Source organism: Pseudomonas sp. A39, from assembly GCF_058145955.1.
The window spans coordinates 1-18,353 of sequence record NZ_JBYVMD010000049.1 but is presented as its reverse complement, the minus strand read 5'-3'; the positions used below and the strand labels follow the sequence as shown (position 1 = coordinate 18,353).

The following is an 18,353-nucleotide window of genomic DNA, read 5'->3' as shown; positions in this document are numbered from 1 at the left end:
CTTTCGCCAGCTCAATCAAACGCTGCGCCCCAGAGTGCAGACGCTGCACTCGATCACCGGTTTCCAGCTGTGTGTTGAGTTGTCGGTCGGTTGCAGCCAGTTTCGAAAACGCGTCCTCCAACTTCAACTGGTTGGCCGACAGATCGGCTTGAGCGGTTCTATCCCCGCTGAGCAAGCGGTTGGTGAGTGCGCGTTGCAACATCGATAGGCGTAGTACAGGCGTTACATCCAATAGATAGCGCTGGCCTACTTGTTCCGAGCGAATGACCTCAAGGCTTCCGTTGATCTGATGGATCACGCGCGTACCGAGCAGAACCAAAGGGATTAGGACGATGATTGCAAGCACACCGAATTTCGTCGAGAAGCGTAATCGGTCAGCCAGGTGTACGGCAGGAGCAAGGATGTTCATGGAGTTCTCACAGCCCGGAATGGGACGGTTTGTAGTTGATGTGTAGTTGAGAACACTCCATTTTCTCGAATGCCTGGCTCTGTCTGGCTCATTCGGCTAATCACGTTTTATGTAATTGAACGTTTCAGACATCCTGTCGGCATTGAGATTGAGAACTTTATGAAAAGCTGTACATATATTTATTTTTGTACAACTTAGGAACGCTTTGATAGCAGTGATGTCTCCGAGCCATCACTGCTTCAAGGGAGTCTTGTAGGGTAAGCGCTGCGGTCGCTATCGGATTGATCTGTGCTGGAGGCCGTTTGTCTCCCATCGACATGACTATAGATCTGGACCGTGTTGGTTGGCTTCTGTTGTGGCGTGGCATCCACGACACTAAATGTCAGACTGGTTTTCCCCATAGAAGGACGCGCCGCAATGACGATCAAATCAGCATCTTGAAAGCCGCCTGTGATATGGCGCATCACCTCCAAACCACTGGGAATGCCAGTAATGCTCTCGCCCTCATTGAAGTGGTAGTCAATCCTTTCAAGCGCCTCATGCGATAGCGCATAAAACGACGACAGCGACGGCTGATTATCCAGATCGATGGGCAGGATGCGGATCCCTGCATCGGCGCAGAACGCGCCCAGGTTGACGCCGACCGTGGTTTTACCCGGCCCGCCTTTGGTTGAAACGACTGCAGCGACTTTTCAGGATGTTTACCTCTGAATCGTAGGATTAGAGGTGGCTCCATGCTGGTCAGGCTGTGCGCTTTGATCACGCCGGAGAAAGGCAAAAAAAAGCCTGCATCTCTGCAGGCGTCTCTACCCCGCGCAACGGCGTGGCCAAGTACATATGCAGGGACTGGTCGGCCGGAATTTTATTGTTCGGCTGCATCCGCCGTCCTTAAAGCTGCATCACTCGCCCTGCCTGCTCCGGCCGTGCGCCGTGCGCCGTCCTCCAGACCCAGCACCGGCACGACCAGACAACCGTTCAAATGTTCGTGTCCGGTAGAACGCAAAACCCCTAAATCTTGCAGGTGCTGTCGCACCTGCCGACCCGCCTGGGTATGCCCTGCGGGCAAGCGATACGTCAGGGTTTTGTTTGCATACCCCTACTGGAAATGCTCGATCCGCTCGGGATGATTCAGGCCGCGAGATTCCAGATAGGCCAGTGCTTCGGGGGATTGATTGAAATTGGCGTGGTAGAACTCGGCCACCGAACGAAGCAGTACGGCGTCTTCGAGCTCAGGCGCAGCAGAAGCCGAACAGCCCGCGGCTAAAGAAGTGAGGTGTCGGCATGACTGCGTGTCACACCGACTGTTTCCGTGTTTTCCAGCGGTGCGTCGTTGCGCAGCAGTTGGACCGCGTGCGGCAATGACACACCTTGTGTTTTCATCACCCAATCGATCACCGAACCAGCAGCCCCGCAGCCAAAGCAGTGATAGAGGTTTTTCTCGTCGGAGACCGACAGGCTAGGCGTGCTTTCGTCATGGAGCACGCAGTGCATGACCCAATCCTTGCCGCGCTTTTTCAGCTAATGGCCCTGCGACTGGATCAGCCGAACCAGTGATACCTCACGCTTGAGGCGTTCCAGTTCGGCTTCGGGGATGCGGGCTATCGGGTTTTCTCCAAAATACGTCAACGCTCGTTTGGGGTTTTATTTTGATACCTTATACTGTATCAAATTCAAACCTTATCAGAGACAGGGCATACAGTTATGGAATCCGAAAAGATCTGGTTCCTACCCATGCATTTCCCAACACGCCTGATTCAGCTGCGTAAGGCTGCCGATCTCACCCAGCAAACTCTGGCTGACACCGCGTCAGTACATGTCAATCAGATTCGGCGTTATGAGGCAGGGACGGCGCAACCAACCTTAGAAGCCCTCATCCGGCTTGCTCAGGCTCTGCACGTCAGTTTGGATGATTTGGTGTTCGCTGAAGGAGAACGCGGACCGTCCGACGATTTGCGCCTGCGCTTTGAGGCCGTCAGCCATATGCCCGAAGCCGAGAAATCAGTGGTAAAGGCACTGCTCGATGGGATGATTCTCAAGTATCAGGCATCAAAAATCATGGGGGCGGATAACAATAGGCTGCCCGGCGCATAACCGAGAAAACCAAGGACGGGTAGATATACGAAACTAAGGACTGCTCGAATATGGCTGACGTAATGCCGAAACTCACTGATGTAAAAAACCTGCAAGACCTTTCAAAAATCCTTGCTTGGCCAATGCTGGCAGTCGCTTATTTTCTAATAAGTGGCCCACAGATTTCGGTTGACGGCAGCATATGGTTAGGCATACCAGATCACCTCTCAGAAGCTGTTCAGACGAGACGATTCTTTCTTATTTTTGGGCTAAAAGCCATTTGGTCCGGCGGAATAGCACTTCTCACTTACAAACTAATTGCCGAACTACATTTTGAGCTGTACCTAAAGACAAATTTTCTGCTCTTTCCAGTTATCGCAGCTTTGTTGTTTGCCTATGCTCTGCTGAGCATATTTGGTCACGATCATTTCATTTGGCTACAGTACCTCAATAGCTTTTGGGCTTATGCCGCTATCGTCTGGGGATTCTTTCTGCTGGCGATGACAGAGCAACTGGTTGATCCGTTGGAAAAGGCTCGGGACAGGCGAAAGAGCTAAGCAAGCGAAGCTATGGAGCGATGTATAACAAAAGCTATACACATGATCCTAGACAAATCAAATAGTTAGCTCTTTTTTTTATTACAAATGTATAGCCATCAATCAGCACGAAAAATGGCTAATCCATTGATCTACAAGGAAACACTCACCCCGGACGGGGTGCGTGTTCTGTAATGAGCAAATAGACCGTAGGTCGTCAGGGTGGGTGCAAAAGGGATGCAACTTGACTGCAGAAAGGATGCAAAAAGAGTGCAATTAGGATGCAGATAGGGTGCAAAAACACCGGCGCAAGGCCGGTGTCGATAGTGTCAGATCAAGTTGAAACTTCAACAACTCACCAGACCTCATGAGTCTCAGCTCTGTAATTATTTTCAATACGTTCAACAAGCAATGGCGCACTGATAATTCCTCTTGTGGAATGCTTCAGCTCTTCCGAGCCAATCTCTCTCTCCAGCCGAAGTGCTTCGCTTCCATTCCACAGCCAAATAGAGCCTCCCGGCCCGCCATTCCTGGAACGGAACGTAGGAAACACTTGTAACCTTTCAGGAACCGGAACATTTGCCACAACGGATAGAAGGCCTTGATTTACCGCACTTTGAACAACAAAAAATGCGGAAAATTGTGGCTCACCATCAACAACAACCGAAAAATCTTTTGGTTGTTCATTATGAAATCCGGGGAAAACACGAATTAAAAAACCAAATTCCGGATGTTTATGAGTAACTTGCGCATATGCGACACCCTGCGAGGTTAACACCTGCAAAATATCGCCCAGCTTTACCTTCTTAGCCATTTAAAATCCTTCATATCCAGCTTTTTTCAGCAGCTCGGCGCCGCGAATCAAACCCTGCTCATACTTAGTTGGATTTTTGACAGACGATATAGAGTTGATCTTATTGATTAACATGCCGCCATCTTTACCAAGGCCATGGTAATCGATCAGTGTTTGCTCGACTGCCCGTGCGTCAGCACGTGACAGGTTCTGTAAACCCTCTATTCTGTCAATCGTGATGCCTTTTTCTCTGAGGTGAGCTTGACCGCGCTTAACTATGTCGTTGGTTATTCCAACATAACGAGTCACGCCATCAACAACGCAGTTATAAACACAGGTCTTTCCGCCTATAGAGGCAACCTCACCTGCGCCTTTTGCACCAACAGTATCACCCGACACGATTTTCGTTGTCTACACGCGCAACGCCAGACGTGGCGCGGCCTGCACGCCGGTCGGATCAGGTGGCGCGCTGTCACCCCACAAAACCACCCCGACGCGGGTTTTCAGCCCAACCGGGCATCTGCACGAACCTTCACCGGCGACGCGATCTAACAACCGCAACCCTCAACCCCAGGAGCGCAATCATGACCACAGCACAAAATTGGAAGGCATTCGACCAGGCCGAGTGGTGTCTGGACTTGATGATCAGCCACTATGCACAGCTGATCCATACCGAGCGGCAGCGCCCTGAACCCGATCAATCATTGGTTGCCCTGTCGCTACAGGAGCAGGGACGTTTGGACGACGAACGCGATGCCTTGCGCATCGAGGATCAGGCCAACAGCGAACGGGTTCTGAACACCTATGGCCCGCTGGCACAAGCGCTCCGTCGCCCCACTAACCTGGTGTGAGAGTTCTTCATCACGCCAGGGTGTGACTGTTCAAACGAAAATGCGCAGCCCCTGGTGGCTCGGTGGCGAAGCCGCCGTGCAGCCAGGGGCCAACAAGCGCAGCGCGTTAGGCTTTTGCTATTCGACTCGTAGAGGCGGGCTGTTCGGGTTGCAAAGGGGCACCCTTTGGCACGGGAGGTGTATACCTCCCTGGCGTGCCTGTATTTTTTGCCGTTGATTGAGGCCGCTTCGCGGCCTGCGGGGCTGTCAGGCATTTGTAGGGAGGTTGTCAGGCATTTGTCATGGCTTCAGGTGCTTGTCAGGCACTTGTCATGTGTTTGTCTGGCATTGGTCAGGCCTGCTCGCTCTCTTCATCCGCTTCGGCGTCCAGAGCGGTTAACAGAGCTTCGACGGGGTCGTCAGGAAGGGGTTCAGCCATGGTTTGGCTGGCTGTGTTCTGACGTTGCAAGCGTGCCGGATGGGTCGCGGTATGAATTTCCTTAAGCGCCCGGATACTGACCTGGGTGTAAATCTGCGTAGTGTTCAGGCTGACATGCCCGAGCATGGCCTGGATAAAACGGATGTCTGCGCCGTTCTCCAGCATCAACGTGGCCATGGTGTGACGGAACAAATGGTAACTGCCACGCTTGCCGATGTTGGCTTTTTCGATGTGTTCGCGCACCAGTTGCGTCAGTCGATTGGGGCTGAATCCTTCGCCCTGCTGGGTCAAAAACAACGAGCCATCGTCCTGGCCCAAAACAAAATGGGGCCGGACGTCGTCGCGGTATTTGGTGATCCAGGCCAAGGCCCGTTCACCGATGGGAATCATCCGGTCTTTTTTGCCCTTGCCCTGACGAATCATCACCGTGCCGCGCTCGTAGTCGATGGCACTCCAGCTCAGGCTAATCAGTTCCATGCGACGCATGCCGGTGCTGTAAAGGGTTTCCAGCATGGCCCGGTCGCGGATGCCGGTCGGGGTTTGGGTGTCCGGCACATTGAGGATGCGTTCGGCTTCGTCGCTGCTGAGGATATGTTTCGGCAAGCGCTGTTCCATCCTCGGTAGATCAAGGTCAGAAGCCGGGTTGTACAGGATGCGGTTGGTTTTGGTCAGCCACTTGAACCACACCCGAATCGGCGTGATACGTACCGTCTGACTGCGGGCTGACAGCGCTTCGCCATCGGCTTTTCGATACAAAAAAAGATGCCGTTGGTAGCGCTCTAAAATCGGTCGGGTGATTTCTTGCGGCCGGGTCAAACCCCGCTCGTCACACCAACGGATAAACGCAATCAGCAGGTGTTCGCGGTTGCCCACGGTGCGTTCGGAGTAGCTGCGCTCGCGCTGGTATTGCAGAAACTGTTTCATCTGAAAATACAGGCTGCCGGGATCGCCCAGTGGGCCAATGATTTGTTCCGAAACTCGCTGCTTTGTGCTCTCGCCTTTTTTCGGCATAACCACCTCGACTTAGACGGCGCTGGACAATGCGGAGTGGTTATTTTGTGGCGGCTGGATCAGTGGTTTTTGATTCAGGCCGACCGCTTTCGGCTCAAGGCCAGAAACCGCGTGGCGTTGCGCGTGGTTCAGGGTGTCCGACTGAGTACCGACCATGGTCCGACCTGAGTCCGACCGCTGATCTTCCTGCCCCGACCGAGCGGATTTGTTGTCGAGCCGGTCGGCATCAATCAGGCCCATCAAGTGCGGTTGATGACCGCTTTTGCCGTCATACGTGAGGGTGTATTCATGGGCCAGCCCCTTGCGGTGCAGCAGCAGATATTCCAGTTCGGTCAACCGGCCCAGGTGGATTTTCAACTGGGTATCACCCCAACCGGTGGCTTCGCGCACATCCTTGCGACCAAACCGAAACTCACTGGTTTTAAGCCCCTGCACCTGGCTTCTGGCCTCGACCCAGCCCAGTAGCAGCTCCAGCAAACGCCGCGTTTGCGGCGGCAGTTCGTCCAGGGTGCGCCCAAGAATGTCGTGGGCCAGCCGGTTGGCCAACACGATGTCGCCCTTCGTGACCTCGATATAAGCCAAGGATTTGCCTCGGTGCTCGACGTGTTTGACCGGGCGTTGATGCTGATGCAGCAAGGCAATGCAACGAATCAACGTCAGGTATTTCATGTGGTCACGCCGGGTCCGAGTTTTGTCCGAGAGAAAGGTCAACTGATCGGCGAACGGATTGACCACCGCCACGGTTTTGATCAGCCGCTGGGCGTTCTGATGCAGGCGAGTAATCGCCTGTTTTTCGGCGTCGGCCAGCAGGCCGTCGAGGGTTTGTTTTTTACGTTGGGCGGCATGAATCGCTTCGGTTTGCTCGCGGCTTTCGTTGATGGTCAGCACCAAACAACGGTTGAGCAGTTCCTCGTCCACGTCGATGGCCGTGGTGGTGAGCATCAGCATCACCGGGCCTTTGACCGTGTATTGCTTGGTGATCAAGTTGCCGGTGGCTTCGTCCTTGCCGGTGCTGGCAATGGTCAATTCGCCGTCCGATTGCAGCAATTTCAGGGCATAGGCCGCTTGGCGAACGCCCTCTTCCTCGGCGATGGCCAGAATCTTGTGTTGCAGATCCGTTTCGCCGAGGTAAAAAAGACTCTGGCCGGTCATGGCGCTGTACTGGATGCGTTCTTCTTCCGGCATCAGGTTTAAAACGGCGTCCATCAACGAGCTTTTGCCCGCCGCGCTTGATGACTGAATCAACACGGCCAAGGGCTGATCCAGCTTTCGGGACACGGCGGCCAAGTACCCGGCCAGCAGGTTGTAGGATTCACCGACCACCCCACAGCGGGTCAAATCCGCCTCGATGCGCTCGATCAGATTGGGCGCACGCAACAGGTTTAACGCGGCCAGTTCATCCTCCGCGCTCAGTGTCGGAGTGGGATTTTTCGGGGCCAGTGCCGCCTGGATTGAGGCCTCCTGCAAACCTTCCAGCTTGAGCAACAGTTTGCCCAGGTCGCGCTTGATGATTTCTTCCGGCACGCCCAGTTCGATGCTCGCCTGTTTCAAATAACTGTATCGGGCTTTGGCGGCGTACAAGTCAAAGCTGTCCACGTAATAGGCCGCTTCGCGGCCCATTACGTGCTCTTCGGCGACCTCGCGGCGCACCTGCACATTGACCCGCATTTGTTCCGGGCCAAGGTTCTTTTTCCAGCCGCGCACCCGCCATCGACGGTCGGCCACGGTCAACAACAGATCGCCCTGGGCGTTTTCGCTAAAAGTTTCCGATTCGGAAACTGGCCCCGCGACCGTCAAAGTTTCCGAATCGGAAACACCCGGCACCGGTGGCAACTCAGCGGCTGCCTGCGGCGCAGCGGCTAAAGAAAAAGTGGTTTCTGGCTCGACCGATACCGGCGTGCCTTTGCCCTGCCACAGCGCCTGTTGCAACAACTCGCCCAGCGCCTGGGCCGGGTTTTCCACCTGCAAGGCGAAAGCGTTGGCGTCCATGCCTTGCGGGAACAACAAACGAAACACTTCGATGCCGGCTGAGCGTAGTTCCTCGGCCAGTTTTTCGGCTGCTGCGTCTCCCGCTGAGTCGCGGTCGAAAGCAATGATTACCCGTTGGGTGCCGTGGTGTTTCAGGGCCTGCCAGTGATCTTGGGAAAACCCGTTCACGCCATAAGCGCTGATGACGTTGCGAAAACCCGCACACCAAAAGGTCATGGCGTCGATCAGCGACTCACAGAGAATAATTTCCAGATTGGCCAACAACGCCGCTTCGTTCCAGACTCCGCGCAACGGCGTGGCCAAGTACAAATGCCGAGATTGGTTAGCCGGAATTTTGTTGTTCGGCTGCATTCGCCGTCCGTAAAGCTGCATCACTCGCCCGGATTGCTCCGGCTGGGCGCCGCTTTCCAGGCCCAGCACCGGCACGACCAGACAACCGTTTAAATGTTCATGCCCGGTGGAACGCAAAACACCCAAGGTCTGCAACTGCTGACGCACCTGGCGACCGGCCTGGGTGTGCCCGGCAGGCAAGCGGTAGGTCAGGGTTTTGTTGGCATAGCCCAACTGGAAATACTCGATCAGCTCGGGATGGTTCAGGCCGCGAGATTCCAGATAGGCCAGTGCTTCGGGGGATTGTTTGAAATTGGCGTGATAGAACTCGGCCACCGAACGCAGCAGCGCCGCGGCTTCAAGATCAGAAGAGCCCGCAGCTAAAGAAGGGAGGTGTCGAGCGTGGCTGCGTGTCACACCGACTTTTTCCGTGTTCTCCAGCGGCGCGTCGTTGCGTAGCAGTTGGACCGCGTGCGGCAACGACACGCCTTGAGTTTTCATCACCCAATCGATCACCGAACCTGCCGCCCCGCAGCCAAAGCAGTGATAGAGATTTTTCTCCTCGGAGACCGACAGGCTGGGCGTGCTTTCGTCATGGAATACGCAGTGCATCACCCAATCCTTACCACGCTTTTTCAGCTCATGACCCTGCGACTGGATCAGCCGAACCAGTGACACCTCTCGCTTGAGGCGTTCCAGTTCAGCTTCGGGGATGCGGGCCATCGGGTTTTCTCCAAAATACGTCAACGCTCGTTTGAGGTTTTATTTTAATACCTTATACTGTCTCAAAGTCAAACCTTATCAGAGACAGGGCATACAGTTATGGAATCCGAAACGATCTGGTTCCTACCCATGCATTTCCCCACACGCTTGATTCAGCTGCGCAAAGCCGCCGATCTAACCCAGCAAACTCTGGCTGACACCGCGTCAGTGCACGTTAATCAGATTCGGCGTTATGAGGCAGGGACGGCGCAACCAACCTTAGAAGCCCTAATTCGGCTTGCTCAGGCTCTGCACGTCAGTCTGGATGATTTGGTGTTCGCTGAAGGAGAACGCGGGCCGTCCGACGATTTGCGCCTCCGCTTTGAGGCCGTCAGCCATATGCCCGAAGCCGAGAAATCAGTGATCAAAGCACTGCTCGATGGGATGATTCTCAAGTACCAGGCATCAAAAATCATGGGGGCGGATAACAGGAGCCGACCACCCAGTGCGTAACCAGAAAAAAGGGCCGATCTGAAAGAGTAAACCGGCCCCCCATGCTTCGCTGCTGCGTATAGCAAAAGCTATACGCCATACGTCAGTGTTTATTGGGTGAAACCTGCATTTCGTATTACAAGTGTATAGCAGCGCCTAGAAGACATAAACCGGATAACCAATTGATACATATAGAAAATACCCACCTCGCAAGAGGTGCGTGTTGTGTATTGAGATTTTGCTCCTGTTAAGGGGCGAAAAATCATGCTCAAAAAGGGCGTATTGAGCAGCTAGACCGTAGGTCGTCAGGGTGGGTGCAAAAGGGATGCAACTTGACTGCAGAAAGGATGCAAGAAGGCGGCAAAAAGGGTGCAGATTGGGTGCAAAAACACCAGCGCTAGGCCGGCGTCAGATCACATCTAGGCCTCTACAATTAACAAGAGACATTCAAACCACAAGCAGAGATAAAATCACGTATCGGTATATCAAGAAAGCTACTCTCTCCAGCGGAAAGAACATCTTGCAATGTGACGATGCCTTTTTCAAAGTCCAAAGAAACGTCAAAGCAATTAAACTCGAACTCCCTGAACAGAACGCTCTTTGAGCAAATCCGCTCATCAAAGGCATCTTTCAAAATAGAGCGAACGCTGTCGTCCAACTCTTGGGCGACAAATCGTTCTATTATTGTGCCGCCACTGCTCATAACCATTCCTAACTAGTACGGGAATGCAGTCTGAATCACACCATCCCGAACATTTATTTTGATTGTCGATGTTGGAGCGCCTGAGACGTTTGTTCCAATCACCTTACCTGCGTTGTACTCAATAACGTGCCCACCTGGGCCATTAGGAGTTACCTTCCCATATCTCAGTGCGTTATCAACATAACTAGAGACATCTTTAACAGATGTTCCTTGCGAGAACTTACTAACATTCGCAAATCCTGAGTCAGGTCCATGGCGATAGAATACATGCTCAATACCTGTCATCAAACCGCCTTTGTTATAAGTGCTCGCGCTCCACGATGCATCTATTTGTCTTGGGGCTGGTAATGCCTTGATTGTGTCATCTACAACAGCCCCAGTTCCTTTTGCACCACCCGCAAAATAATCCGGAGGCAAATCACAAGGACCAGTGTTGTGTACCCAGGTCTTGAGCTCGCCAACGTAGAACGTATGCCCCACATCGACCGTTAGATTGTATGTTTTGCCCTCGGGAAGGTACAGCTCAAGCGATTCGACTTCGGACGAGGTGTTTTCGGTGTCGCCATCAGCCAGTGACTGCAGCAGGTCACCCGGTTCCAGATCTTTGACAGGAATGAAATCACGTTTGGCGGGTACATAGAAGGGGTGGCTCGGCGTAACCAGCAGGGTTTCGCCTTCCGCTGCGCCAGCGCCACGAACACTTTTGAGCTTGAGGCGGTAGATCGGCTGATCCGAACGCTGATGCGTTGCCAGAATGGCAGCAGCGAACGGCTTGCCCCCGTTCTCAGGCTTGCTCCAGACAACATCTCCCACCTTGAGCGACTCAATAACGCGGTCGCCTTGCGGTGTAGAAACTTTCGTACCCGCAGCAAAGCAGCAAGGCCCCTTCGTTACTGGGGTTCCCGCTGTGCCTTTTGCCCCGCCCTTTGCCGCAAGTTCTTCTCCAGTTTTAATGATGGGCACACCTGAAGGAGTTGCCTTCACCAAACCTTGTAACAAATTACCAAAATTGCGAACCGCATTCCCCAGACTGATGACCGAAAGCGCAAGGGTCGCCTTATTTTCAACATCAAGCCGACTCCGCTCAGACTCTGTTTCAGTGTACAAAACGTCACGAAGGTTCGGAGCTCTTGAGAATATAAATCCGTCAACAAAATCGATCGCTTCAGGTTTGACGTTCTCTATCCCCTTTCCGTGAGCCCCCTCTACACGCATGGCAAGAACAACGTCGTCGACAGTCAACTTGTTGAAATCGATACCCAGATCACATATCTGTGGGTTTTTGCGACAATGGTCTAGGGCCTGCTCAGCCATCTGTTTCGCAGCAGTCTCATGCAGGTCATGATTGTACTGAGTAGCGCTTTTGGCAATGGCGACGCCCTTGTCCAGATCACCGTCCACTGCCGCAGCCGCTACCAAGCCGGTAAGTTGAGATAGAACCAACCTCAGCTCTTTGTTATCCCGGCCCAGGTCGCCCATCGAGCTGACCAAGACTTCATTAAGCCCTGCAGCCGCTGCGCCTGTCTTGAAGTCACTGCCTGTCAGCTCAGCCAACAACCCGCCCATAATCGCGTGAGCAACAACTTTTTGGACGCTACCGTCTGGAAAACGAATGGCGTTATCACCAATCCAGTTGAAGCCGGAGGCCATGGCCATATTGCCGGCCTCACCCATCAAAGCAGCGCTGAAGTTGCTGCCAAAACTGCCTCCCCCAATAGCCGAGGACACCCCACTAGAGATGAGCGCCCGCCCAACGGTACGAGTCGCCGCATCAGTCGCATTGCTCCAACGGAAGATATCTTTGGAAGGGTTAGCTGCGCTTACAGCAGCACCATCGGTGGGTTGAATACCCTGTGTGGCGGACCCAGCACCATCGGCTGCCGTAAACCATTTATCGTCGGCGTAATCAAGAAACCCAGCAGTAAACCCTGCAATCGCAGCGTTCTTCAGGCTACCCGCGCTGAACGTATCTTTAATCGCCAGACCAAGATTGCCCTTGTTATCAATGGTGCTTGTGACTGCAGTAGTGCTCAAGCTGGCCGCGACGGCCAAGTTAGTTCCACTCAACCCAAGACCCGCAGGGCCAAGTATGAAAGACATCAGAATTGCGATGGCAATCTTGGCGCCGGCTCCCAGCCCGGACGATTCATACTTGAAGCTGTCGTGAATTTCTTTTACTTGGCGCCAATCGATATCGCCCCGAGCTTCCGCCTGCTTCATCCAAGCAAGGTTCGGATCAGCTTGAACCATCGCGTCGATGGTTTGGCTAACGCTCTGTTGATCGACCTGTTTGATGTCAATACGAATGCCTTCGGCCGCTTTAATGACAAGCTTGCCTTGAGCGATCAGAGCGCTTTGCCGAAGGGTCTCATCCGTTTTCCCTTCGCCTTTCATCTTGTACCAAGCCAAGTCACCCTTGCTCTTGGTATGGCTCTCATCGTGGAAGTCCTTCACACCCTCAAACACGATGCGGCCACCGCTATCCAGTGTCAGGTCCTTTCCGCTGTCCAGGGTTGTCACTTGATAACGTTGATCGCCGCCGCTCTTGAGCGTGAGATCGCCGCCCGTCTTGATTTCACTCCCGACGTTCGTGTGCTGTGTTACCTCATCCCGTTTAGCAGCGTTACTCCCCCAACTGCCCTTCTTGGTCATGTCATAAAGGGAGTAGTCGCGATTGAGCTCAGCCAGTAAATTCATCTGGTTACCGGCAACAAGATACGCTTCATTACCGGCGTTGATTTTGCTGGCGACCATCGTCACGTCGTTCAGCGCAGCGACGTTTACATCTCCACCGGCATCAATCGTCGTACCCTGCTGCCGAATATGGTCTTCCTCCTGATTGACCTTCTTGCCGCTGCGTTTATAGCGATACTCAGTTGATTCTTCGTTGGCAGCCGCCAGGAGGTTCACATCCTTGCCAGACAGGTTGACGTCGCTCCCCGCCTTTACATGGCTGGCGACCATCGTCAGCTCATTCGTCGCCACAACATCGAGATCCCCACCGACCTTGATCTCACTGGCATGCTGCACCGTCTGGCTTTGTTCCCAAAAATGCCGTTTGTCCTGACGCATAGACCCGGTCTCTTCGCGAGCCGCCGCAATCACCACGTCATTACCCGCGCTCAACTCCGCGTTCTTTCCTGCTGTAATGGCCCCGCCCACATTCAGCAGATCGCGCGCGGCGTGCATCGTCAGGTTGTTTCCGGCTTCAATGCTTGCGGCGCTATCCACAACCGCAGTCTTGGAGCTGAATCCTTTTCCACTGTTTTCAATCGTGGTGGCGGTCCGGTCATTGCGGATGTCCCCAGTCAACGTGCTCAGCTCAACATCCTTGCCCTTGAGGATGCCGCCTTGCATGTTCACCAGGTCCTTGCCCGCCACCAGCTTTAGCTTCTCCCCAGCCTCGGCTAGCCGCGTGTTCACCAGATTGTTACCCGCGGCTGCCGACAGATTTTCACTGGCACGCAAGGTCCCGGCGTTCTTCAAATCCGCCCCGGCAATCAGCGTCACATCCTTGCCTTGAATCAACGCCCCATCCGCCGTCAGGCGGTTGTTCGCCTGAGCCATGTACAACACCGGTACCAGCACGTGCTCGCCATTGATGACTTGGTCTTCCATCCAGACGATGTCGTGGGTCAGCGCTGCGACTTGTTGGGAGGTGAGGGTCACGCCGACGGCGAGGTTGAGTTGCTCCTTGCTGGCGATGGCGTTGTTCATCAGGTACTTGAACATGCCTTCATCGGTGGTCTGGCCGTCGATGAACCGTTGGCCCGTGCGGGCGGTGACGGCTTGTTGGATCAGGCGTTGCTCGTAGAGGCCATCGCCCAGGCGCCTCCAACTGGTTTCCGGGTCGTAGCCGAGCTTGCCCAGCAGGTAGTCCGAGCTCATGAATTGCTTGAGGTCGGTGAGCGCCGGGTCTGTGACGACCATGTATTTCGGCCCGGTGATGACACGGCTGGCGTCCGAAGCTTGGATGTTGGCCTGGCTCAAGTCCTGGCTGCTTTTGGCAGCAGCGGCGCTGTCGACCAGGTGAAACAAGCCGCTCTGGCCGGTCGGCAGCGTGAAGCCGGGCATGGTGGTCGGGTTGACTTGTTGTTGCGCCAGGTCGGGTGGCAGTTGCGGGTTGAGCACAACGACTGCGGGCTGGGCTACGGTAGTGGCGCCGCCCTTATCCCCGACCGGTTTGGGCGGTGTGAACTGCACGATGCTGCTGTTTTCCAGCTGCTGGGTTGCCTGGATATTGACGTTACCGGTGGCCTGAATCACCGCAGCTATCGGATCGCCTGGGGTCACAGTGGTGGTGTCACCCACCAGGCTGAACGAGTTGAGCGCGCCAACCGGCAATACTTTTGGGTTGGGCTGGGCGTTATAGGGGTTGATCCAGTTGGCACGGAAGCGCTCATCAGTGCCATCCGTCACTCGGCCTGTGTTCCAGGTACGCGTGCGTGTACTGATACCGGTAGTAGCGCCGATGTTGGCGAAGTTGTCGGCGGTGATCAGCAGATCCGCGCCCGAGGCCATGGTGCTGTATTTATTGAGCACGCTTGACCCATCAATGGTCAGCTTGGCACCGCTTTGGATCGATGAGCTCGCCGAATCCGTCGCCACCACACTTTTGGAGACTTCGTTAGCAATGTAGTCGACGTTGTGGTGGTCACCGCTGCAGTCGTAGCACCGCACACTAAGGCTACCCGACACCGCCTCGTCGACAGTGCTGAACACATCCTTGCGGTTGATCACACTGTCGCTGCGTACCAGCACATCGTTGGCGGCTTCGATATGGCTGGAGACGTTTTCCAGCGATCCGCTGCGAGCGACGCCATCGCGGCCCATCATACTCAGGCCGCCTAGGCTGTAGATGTCGGCGTAGTAGTTGGTAAGATTCTTGAAACGCAGCGCCATGTCGGTGCCGCTGAAGATTAGGCCGCGATCATTGCGCACGGCATCGGCGTTCAGCTCAACTGCTCCCGCACCACCGAGGGTGCCGGTGTTGGTGACGTTGGTAGCGGTCAGGGAGAACGCCCCGCCACTGGTGATGCGCCCGGCATTGGTCCACGTGTCGCCCTTACCGGTGAAACTCTGGCTGGCGGCAAGCTTGCCGGTGGCTGCCTGGTTGAACTGGCCTACGGTGACGTTGAGCACATCAGCTTGAACGTCTGTGCTGTTGTCCCAGGTCGCGGCGTCGACGGTCAGTGTGCCGGCAGTGGCGACGCTACCACCGATATTGCTGAACTTCGCCAGATCAACGCCAAAAGTGCCGGTACCGACATGGCGGACATTACCGTCGGAGTTCTTGAAGCTGGCCATGCGCAGGGACACGTCATGGTTGGCGGCTTCGATCGTGCCGCTCTGGTTATCCAGTAACTGCGCGCTGGCTACGCTGGCGGTGCCTTGTTGGCCAAGTGAGCGCAGCTTGCCGTTCTGGTTGTTGATGGATGCAGCGTCAATCAGCAAACCGCTGCTGCCTTCGACCAGGCCAGATTGGTTGTTTAGCTCGCCGGTCAGGCCGAAATCGATGGCATCAGCGGCCGCACGGCCTTGGGTGTTGTTCAGATCGGTCGCACGTACGGTCAGGAATTGCTTTGCCAGCAATGCACCGTTCTGGTTGTCCAGGATAGAGGTGGTGATCTCGGTATCGCCGGTCAGGGCGGAAATCTGGCCGCCGTTGTTGAGCACCGACTGTTGCGCGCCCAGGTTGAGCGACTGGGCCTGGATCAGTCCCGCTTCACTCGGGGCCGTCAGCGACTTGCCGTTGTCCAGCACCGTCGCCAGGGTGGTTTTAAGCGTGCCCGCAACGCTGGCCAAAACGCCGCCCCGGTTATCAACGTTGTTGGCTTCAATGTTGAGGTTATCGGTCTGGGTGATGACGCTACCATCTTGGTTATTCAGTCCACCGCTCAAGGTGGCGGTGATGCCACTCTGGCTGAGCAGGCTACCTGTGGTGTTGTCCACCGCACCGCCATTGATTGTCAGGCCCTGCTGAGTGCTGATGATGCCTTTGCCGGTATTGGTCAACTGCTCGTGAGCTGTGAGGGCCATGGCATTGGCGGAGGCGATGTAGCCGTCGAGGCTATTGTCGATGGTGTCGGCGACCAGAGTGAGCTGGCCTTGGCTGATCAGTTTGCCGCCTTGCTGATTGAAGGTTTTGGCGGTGGCGAGGATGTCTCCCTGACTGGTGATCTGGCCCTTACCGTTTTCGACGGTGGTGCCGCCCAGAGTCAGTGCGCCTTTGGCGGTGATTTTGCCGCTGCTGTTGTCGAGGCTGGCCACGTCCAGGCCGAGGGTGTCCTGGCTGCTGACGACACCGTTGGTGTTCTTCACCGCTGCCGCTGTCAGTGTCTGCTCACCGCTGCTGGCGAGGGTACCGTTGTCGCGGTTATCGAGCGTACCACCGAGGGTAGTTTTGACCGTACCCTGGCTTATCAGGGTGCCGCCGCGATTGTCGAGGTCCTCGGCGTTGAGGACCATCCCGGTGTTCGCCGACAGCGTACCGGCGCGGTTGTCGAGGGTCTCGGTGACGGTGGCCTTAAGGTCGCGACTGGCGATGACGCTCTGGCCACGGTTGTCGATGTTCTTGGCGGCGAGGGTCACATCACCGGTTTGGTTGCGGGTGTTCTCCGGGGTAACGCCGGCCTCGATCATGCCCAGGTTGTTGAGCTGACCGTCGCTGGTCAGCTTGACGCTGTCCTGAGCCGCGATGGATCGGCGGTTGGTCAGCGTGCCTTGGGTTGTGGCTTCGACACGGGTACCGGCATAAATCGCATCTTGGGCATCGAGACTCCTGGCGTTAATGACAACCGCTTCAGCTGCCGTGGCTTGCGCCAGGCTCAGGTCCCCGTTGGCCTCGAGTTGAATATCGCCACCGCTGGCGACCATTTTGCCATCGAGTTTTACCCCTACGCCGGCTTCGCTACTGACCAGCCTGATGGCACCGGCGTACATACCGCCCAACGCCGAGGAGTCGATGGCCAGTTGCGGCTTAGTCGCCGGGGCTGCAGCGCGGGCGGTGGCCTTGAGGGTTTTCGCGTCGACGTCATTGGCGCCGGCGATGATCGTCAGGTTCTTGGCCTGGATTTCGGCATTGATCTTGGCCGACCGGGTGATGATCTCGAAGCGGTCGATGTTGTTCGCGTTGAGCTCTGCGCCTTCAACGGTGACGCTGCCTTGATCGACTTGGTAGCGAGTGATCTGGCCGTTTTCGATGACGGCCTTGCCGGTGGTCAGCGTGGCCTGTGGGGTGTTGATGAAGCCGCAACCGTTGCAGGTAATGCCATACGGGTTGGCCACGATCACATGCGCCGACTGCCCCGCCACTTCGGTAAAACCGCGCAATTGGCTGGGGCTGCCGCCGTTGACCTCGTTGAGGATCACGCTGGCAGCCGTACCGTTGAGGTTCTGGTTACCGAGGATGATCCCGCCCAACTGGGTCGACTGGGTCCGACCGGTCGCGTTGTTGAGGATCACGCCCTGCTGACCGACGTTGTAATCCTTGAACTGGTTATGCGACAGCCCACTGCCATTTGGTGCAGCAATATTGACGATCGGCACACCATTCGCCGCCTGGCCCAGGCTGGTGCCAGGCGCGCTGACCACAATCCCGTCCGCCTGCGCCAGCAACGGTTGCCAGAACATCGCGTTGGCCAACACTAACGCCACGCCACGCTTGGGCAATCCAAGGAAGTTGGAACGACTTTTCAGGGCCGCAGAAGGTTGGCGCGCGAGGAAGGCGAACTGGCGAACGTCCATGTCATGTCTCAATGCCCGAAGGCAGTAAAAAATTTAAAGAAAGAAATCCAGGCGGAAATAAACCGGCGCTTCACGCTCAGTGATCGGCCCCGGGCGTTCCAAAGAGTGTGCAAAGGTCACCGTGGCGGCGACGTTCTGCCCGCGCGCGAACAAGTCCACGGAGTTGCTGGTCATGCGCCCGTGCTGTTCGGCGTTGTAGCGGCCATGGCTGATCACGCCCTGGTCGTAGCCGAGGCTGGTGCCGTACTCGGCGAACACTGGCTGCAACCACGCGAGGGTCACCGGCCTACTCCAGCGCAGGTC

General features: G+C 55.5%; 11 protein-coding genes and 2 pseudogenes. 4 read left to right on the top strand and 9 right to left on the bottom strand.

Annotated elements, in window-relative coordinates:
• Positions 1-648: 648 nt before the first annotated feature.
• Positions 649-1,101: pseudogene (locus AC3ZU9_RS26520) on the bottom strand (ParA family protein); the annotation flags it as partial.
• Between the two features lie 568 nt (positions 1,102-1,669).
• A complete protein-coding gene (locus AC3ZU9_RS26515) occupies positions 1,670-1,927 on the bottom strand; it encodes a CHC2 zinc finger domain-containing protein (protein WP_224795908.1) in 258 nt (85 codons plus the stop codon).
• Between the two features lie 183 nt (positions 1,928-2,110).
• Between AC3ZU9_RS26515 and AC3ZU9_RS26510 the strand changes: the two genes are divergently transcribed.
• Positions 2,111-2,500 carry a helix-turn-helix domain-containing protein gene (locus tag AC3ZU9_RS26510; protein ID WP_206077242.1) on the top strand — a complete coding sequence of 130 codons (390 nt, stop codon included), beginning with the start codon at positions 2,111-2,113 and terminating at the stop codon, positions 2,498-2,500.
• Positions 2,501-2,550: 50 nt separating this feature from the next.
• Positions 2,551-3,036, top strand: a complete 486-nt coding sequence (locus AC3ZU9_RS26505) for a hypothetical protein (protein ID WP_154845897.1) — start codon at positions 2,551-2,553, stop codon at positions 3,034-3,036.
• A gap of 334 nt (positions 3,037-3,370) precedes the next feature.
• On the opposite strand, the gene AC3ZU9_RS26500 is transcribed toward AC3ZU9_RS26505, so the two are convergent.
• A complete protein-coding gene (locus AC3ZU9_RS26500; protein ID WP_122811216.1) occupies positions 3,371-3,829 on the bottom strand; it encodes a hypothetical protein in 459 nt (152 codons plus the stop codon).
• Entirely contained in the window at positions 3,830-4,207 is a 378-nt protein-coding gene (locus AC3ZU9_RS26495; RefSeq protein WP_490091563.1) for a hypothetical protein, read from the bottom strand.
• Between the two features lie 185 nt (positions 4,208-4,392).
• On the opposite strand from AC3ZU9_RS26495, the gene AC3ZU9_RS26490 reads away from it, so the two are divergent.
• On the top strand, positions 4,393-4,659 hold the full coding sequence (locus AC3ZU9_RS26490; protein WP_490091562.1) for a hypothetical protein: 267 nt from the start codon (positions 4,393-4,395) through the stop codon (positions 4,657-4,659).
• Positions 4,660-4,990: 331 nt separating this feature from the next.
• Here AC3ZU9_RS26490 and xerC read toward each other — a convergent pair whose 3' ends face one another.
• Positions 4,991-6,088: a site-specific tyrosine recombinase XerC gene (gene xerC, locus AC3ZU9_RS26485; protein ID WP_490091561.1), complete on the bottom strand. Its 1,098-nt coding sequence runs from the start codon at positions 6,086-6,088 to the stop codon at positions 4,991-4,993.
• Between the two features lie 12 nt (positions 6,089-6,100).
• Positions 6,101-9,130: a CHC2 zinc finger domain-containing protein gene (locus AC3ZU9_RS26480; RefSeq protein ID WP_490091560.1), complete on the bottom strand. Its 3,030-nt coding sequence runs from the start codon at positions 9,128-9,130 to the stop codon at positions 6,101-6,103.
• A gap of 99 nt (positions 9,131-9,229) precedes the next feature.
• Between AC3ZU9_RS26480 and AC3ZU9_RS26475 the strand changes: the two genes are divergently transcribed.
• Positions 9,230-9,622, top strand: coding sequence for a helix-turn-helix domain-containing protein (locus tag AC3ZU9_RS26475; RefSeq protein WP_240884082.1), 393 nt, complete (start codon positions 9,230-9,232; stop codon positions 9,620-9,622).
• 412 nt (positions 9,623-10,034) lie between these two features.
• Here the strand turns inward: AC3ZU9_RS26475 and AC3ZU9_RS26470 are convergent, their stop codons facing one another.
• From AC3ZU9_RS26470 to AC3ZU9_RS26460, 3 genes and pseudogenes are all read right to left on the bottom strand, one after another.
• On the bottom strand, positions 10,035-10,304 hold the full coding sequence (locus AC3ZU9_RS26470) for a hypothetical protein (RefSeq protein ID WP_024696033.1): 270 nt from the start codon (positions 10,302-10,304) through the stop codon (positions 10,035-10,037).
• Positions 10,305-10,316: 12 nt separating this feature from the next.
• Positions 10,317-18,050 (bottom strand): two-partner secretion domain-containing protein, encoded by a 7,734-nt coding sequence (locus AC3ZU9_RS26465; protein ID WP_490091559.1) that lies wholly within the window; start codon positions 18,048-18,050, stop codon positions 10,317-10,319.
• 33 nt (positions 18,051-18,083) lie between these two features.
• Positions 18,084-18,353 (bottom strand): annotated as a pseudogene (locus tag AC3ZU9_RS26460) (ShlB/FhaC/HecB family hemolysin secretion/activation protein); the annotation flags it as partial.

What these genes read in the sequence shown, in the direction of transcription:
- AC3ZU9_RS26510 (WP_206077242.1), top strand. Translation starts at nt 2,111, where the DNA reads ATGGAATCCGAAAAGATCTGGTTCCTACCCATGCATTTCCCAACACGC.
- AC3ZU9_RS26505 (WP_154845897.1), top strand. Translation starts at nt 2,551, where the DNA reads ATGGCTGACGTAATGCCGAAACTCACTGATGTAAAAAACCTGCAAGAC.
- AC3ZU9_RS26500 (WP_122811216.1), bottom strand. Translation starts at nt 3,829, where the DNA reads ATGGCTAAGAAGGTAAAGCTGGGCGATATTTTGCAGGTGTTAACCTCG.
- AC3ZU9_RS26490 (WP_490091562.1), top strand. Translation starts at nt 4,393, where the DNA reads ATGACCACAGCACAAAATTGGAAGGCATTCGACCAGGCCGAGTGGTGT.
- xerC (WP_490091561.1), bottom strand. Translation starts at nt 6,088, where the DNA reads ATGCCGAAAAAAGGCGAGAGCACAAAGCAGCGAGTTTCGGAACAAATC.
- AC3ZU9_RS26480 (WP_490091560.1), bottom strand. Translation starts at nt 9,130, where the DNA reads ATGGCCCGCATCCCCGAAGCTGAACTGGAACGCCTCAAGCGAGAGGTG.
- AC3ZU9_RS26475 (WP_240884082.1), top strand. Translation starts at nt 9,230, where the DNA reads ATGGAATCCGAAACGATCTGGTTCCTACCCATGCATTTCCCCACACGC.
- AC3ZU9_RS26470 (WP_024696033.1), bottom strand. Translation starts at nt 10,304, where the DNA reads ATGAGCAGTGGCGGCACAATAATAGAACGATTTGTCGCCCAAGAGTTG.
- AC3ZU9_RS26465 (WP_490091559.1), bottom strand. Translation starts at nt 18,050, where the DNA reads ATGGACGTTCGCCAGTTCGCCTTCCTCGCGCGCCAACCTTCTGCGGCC.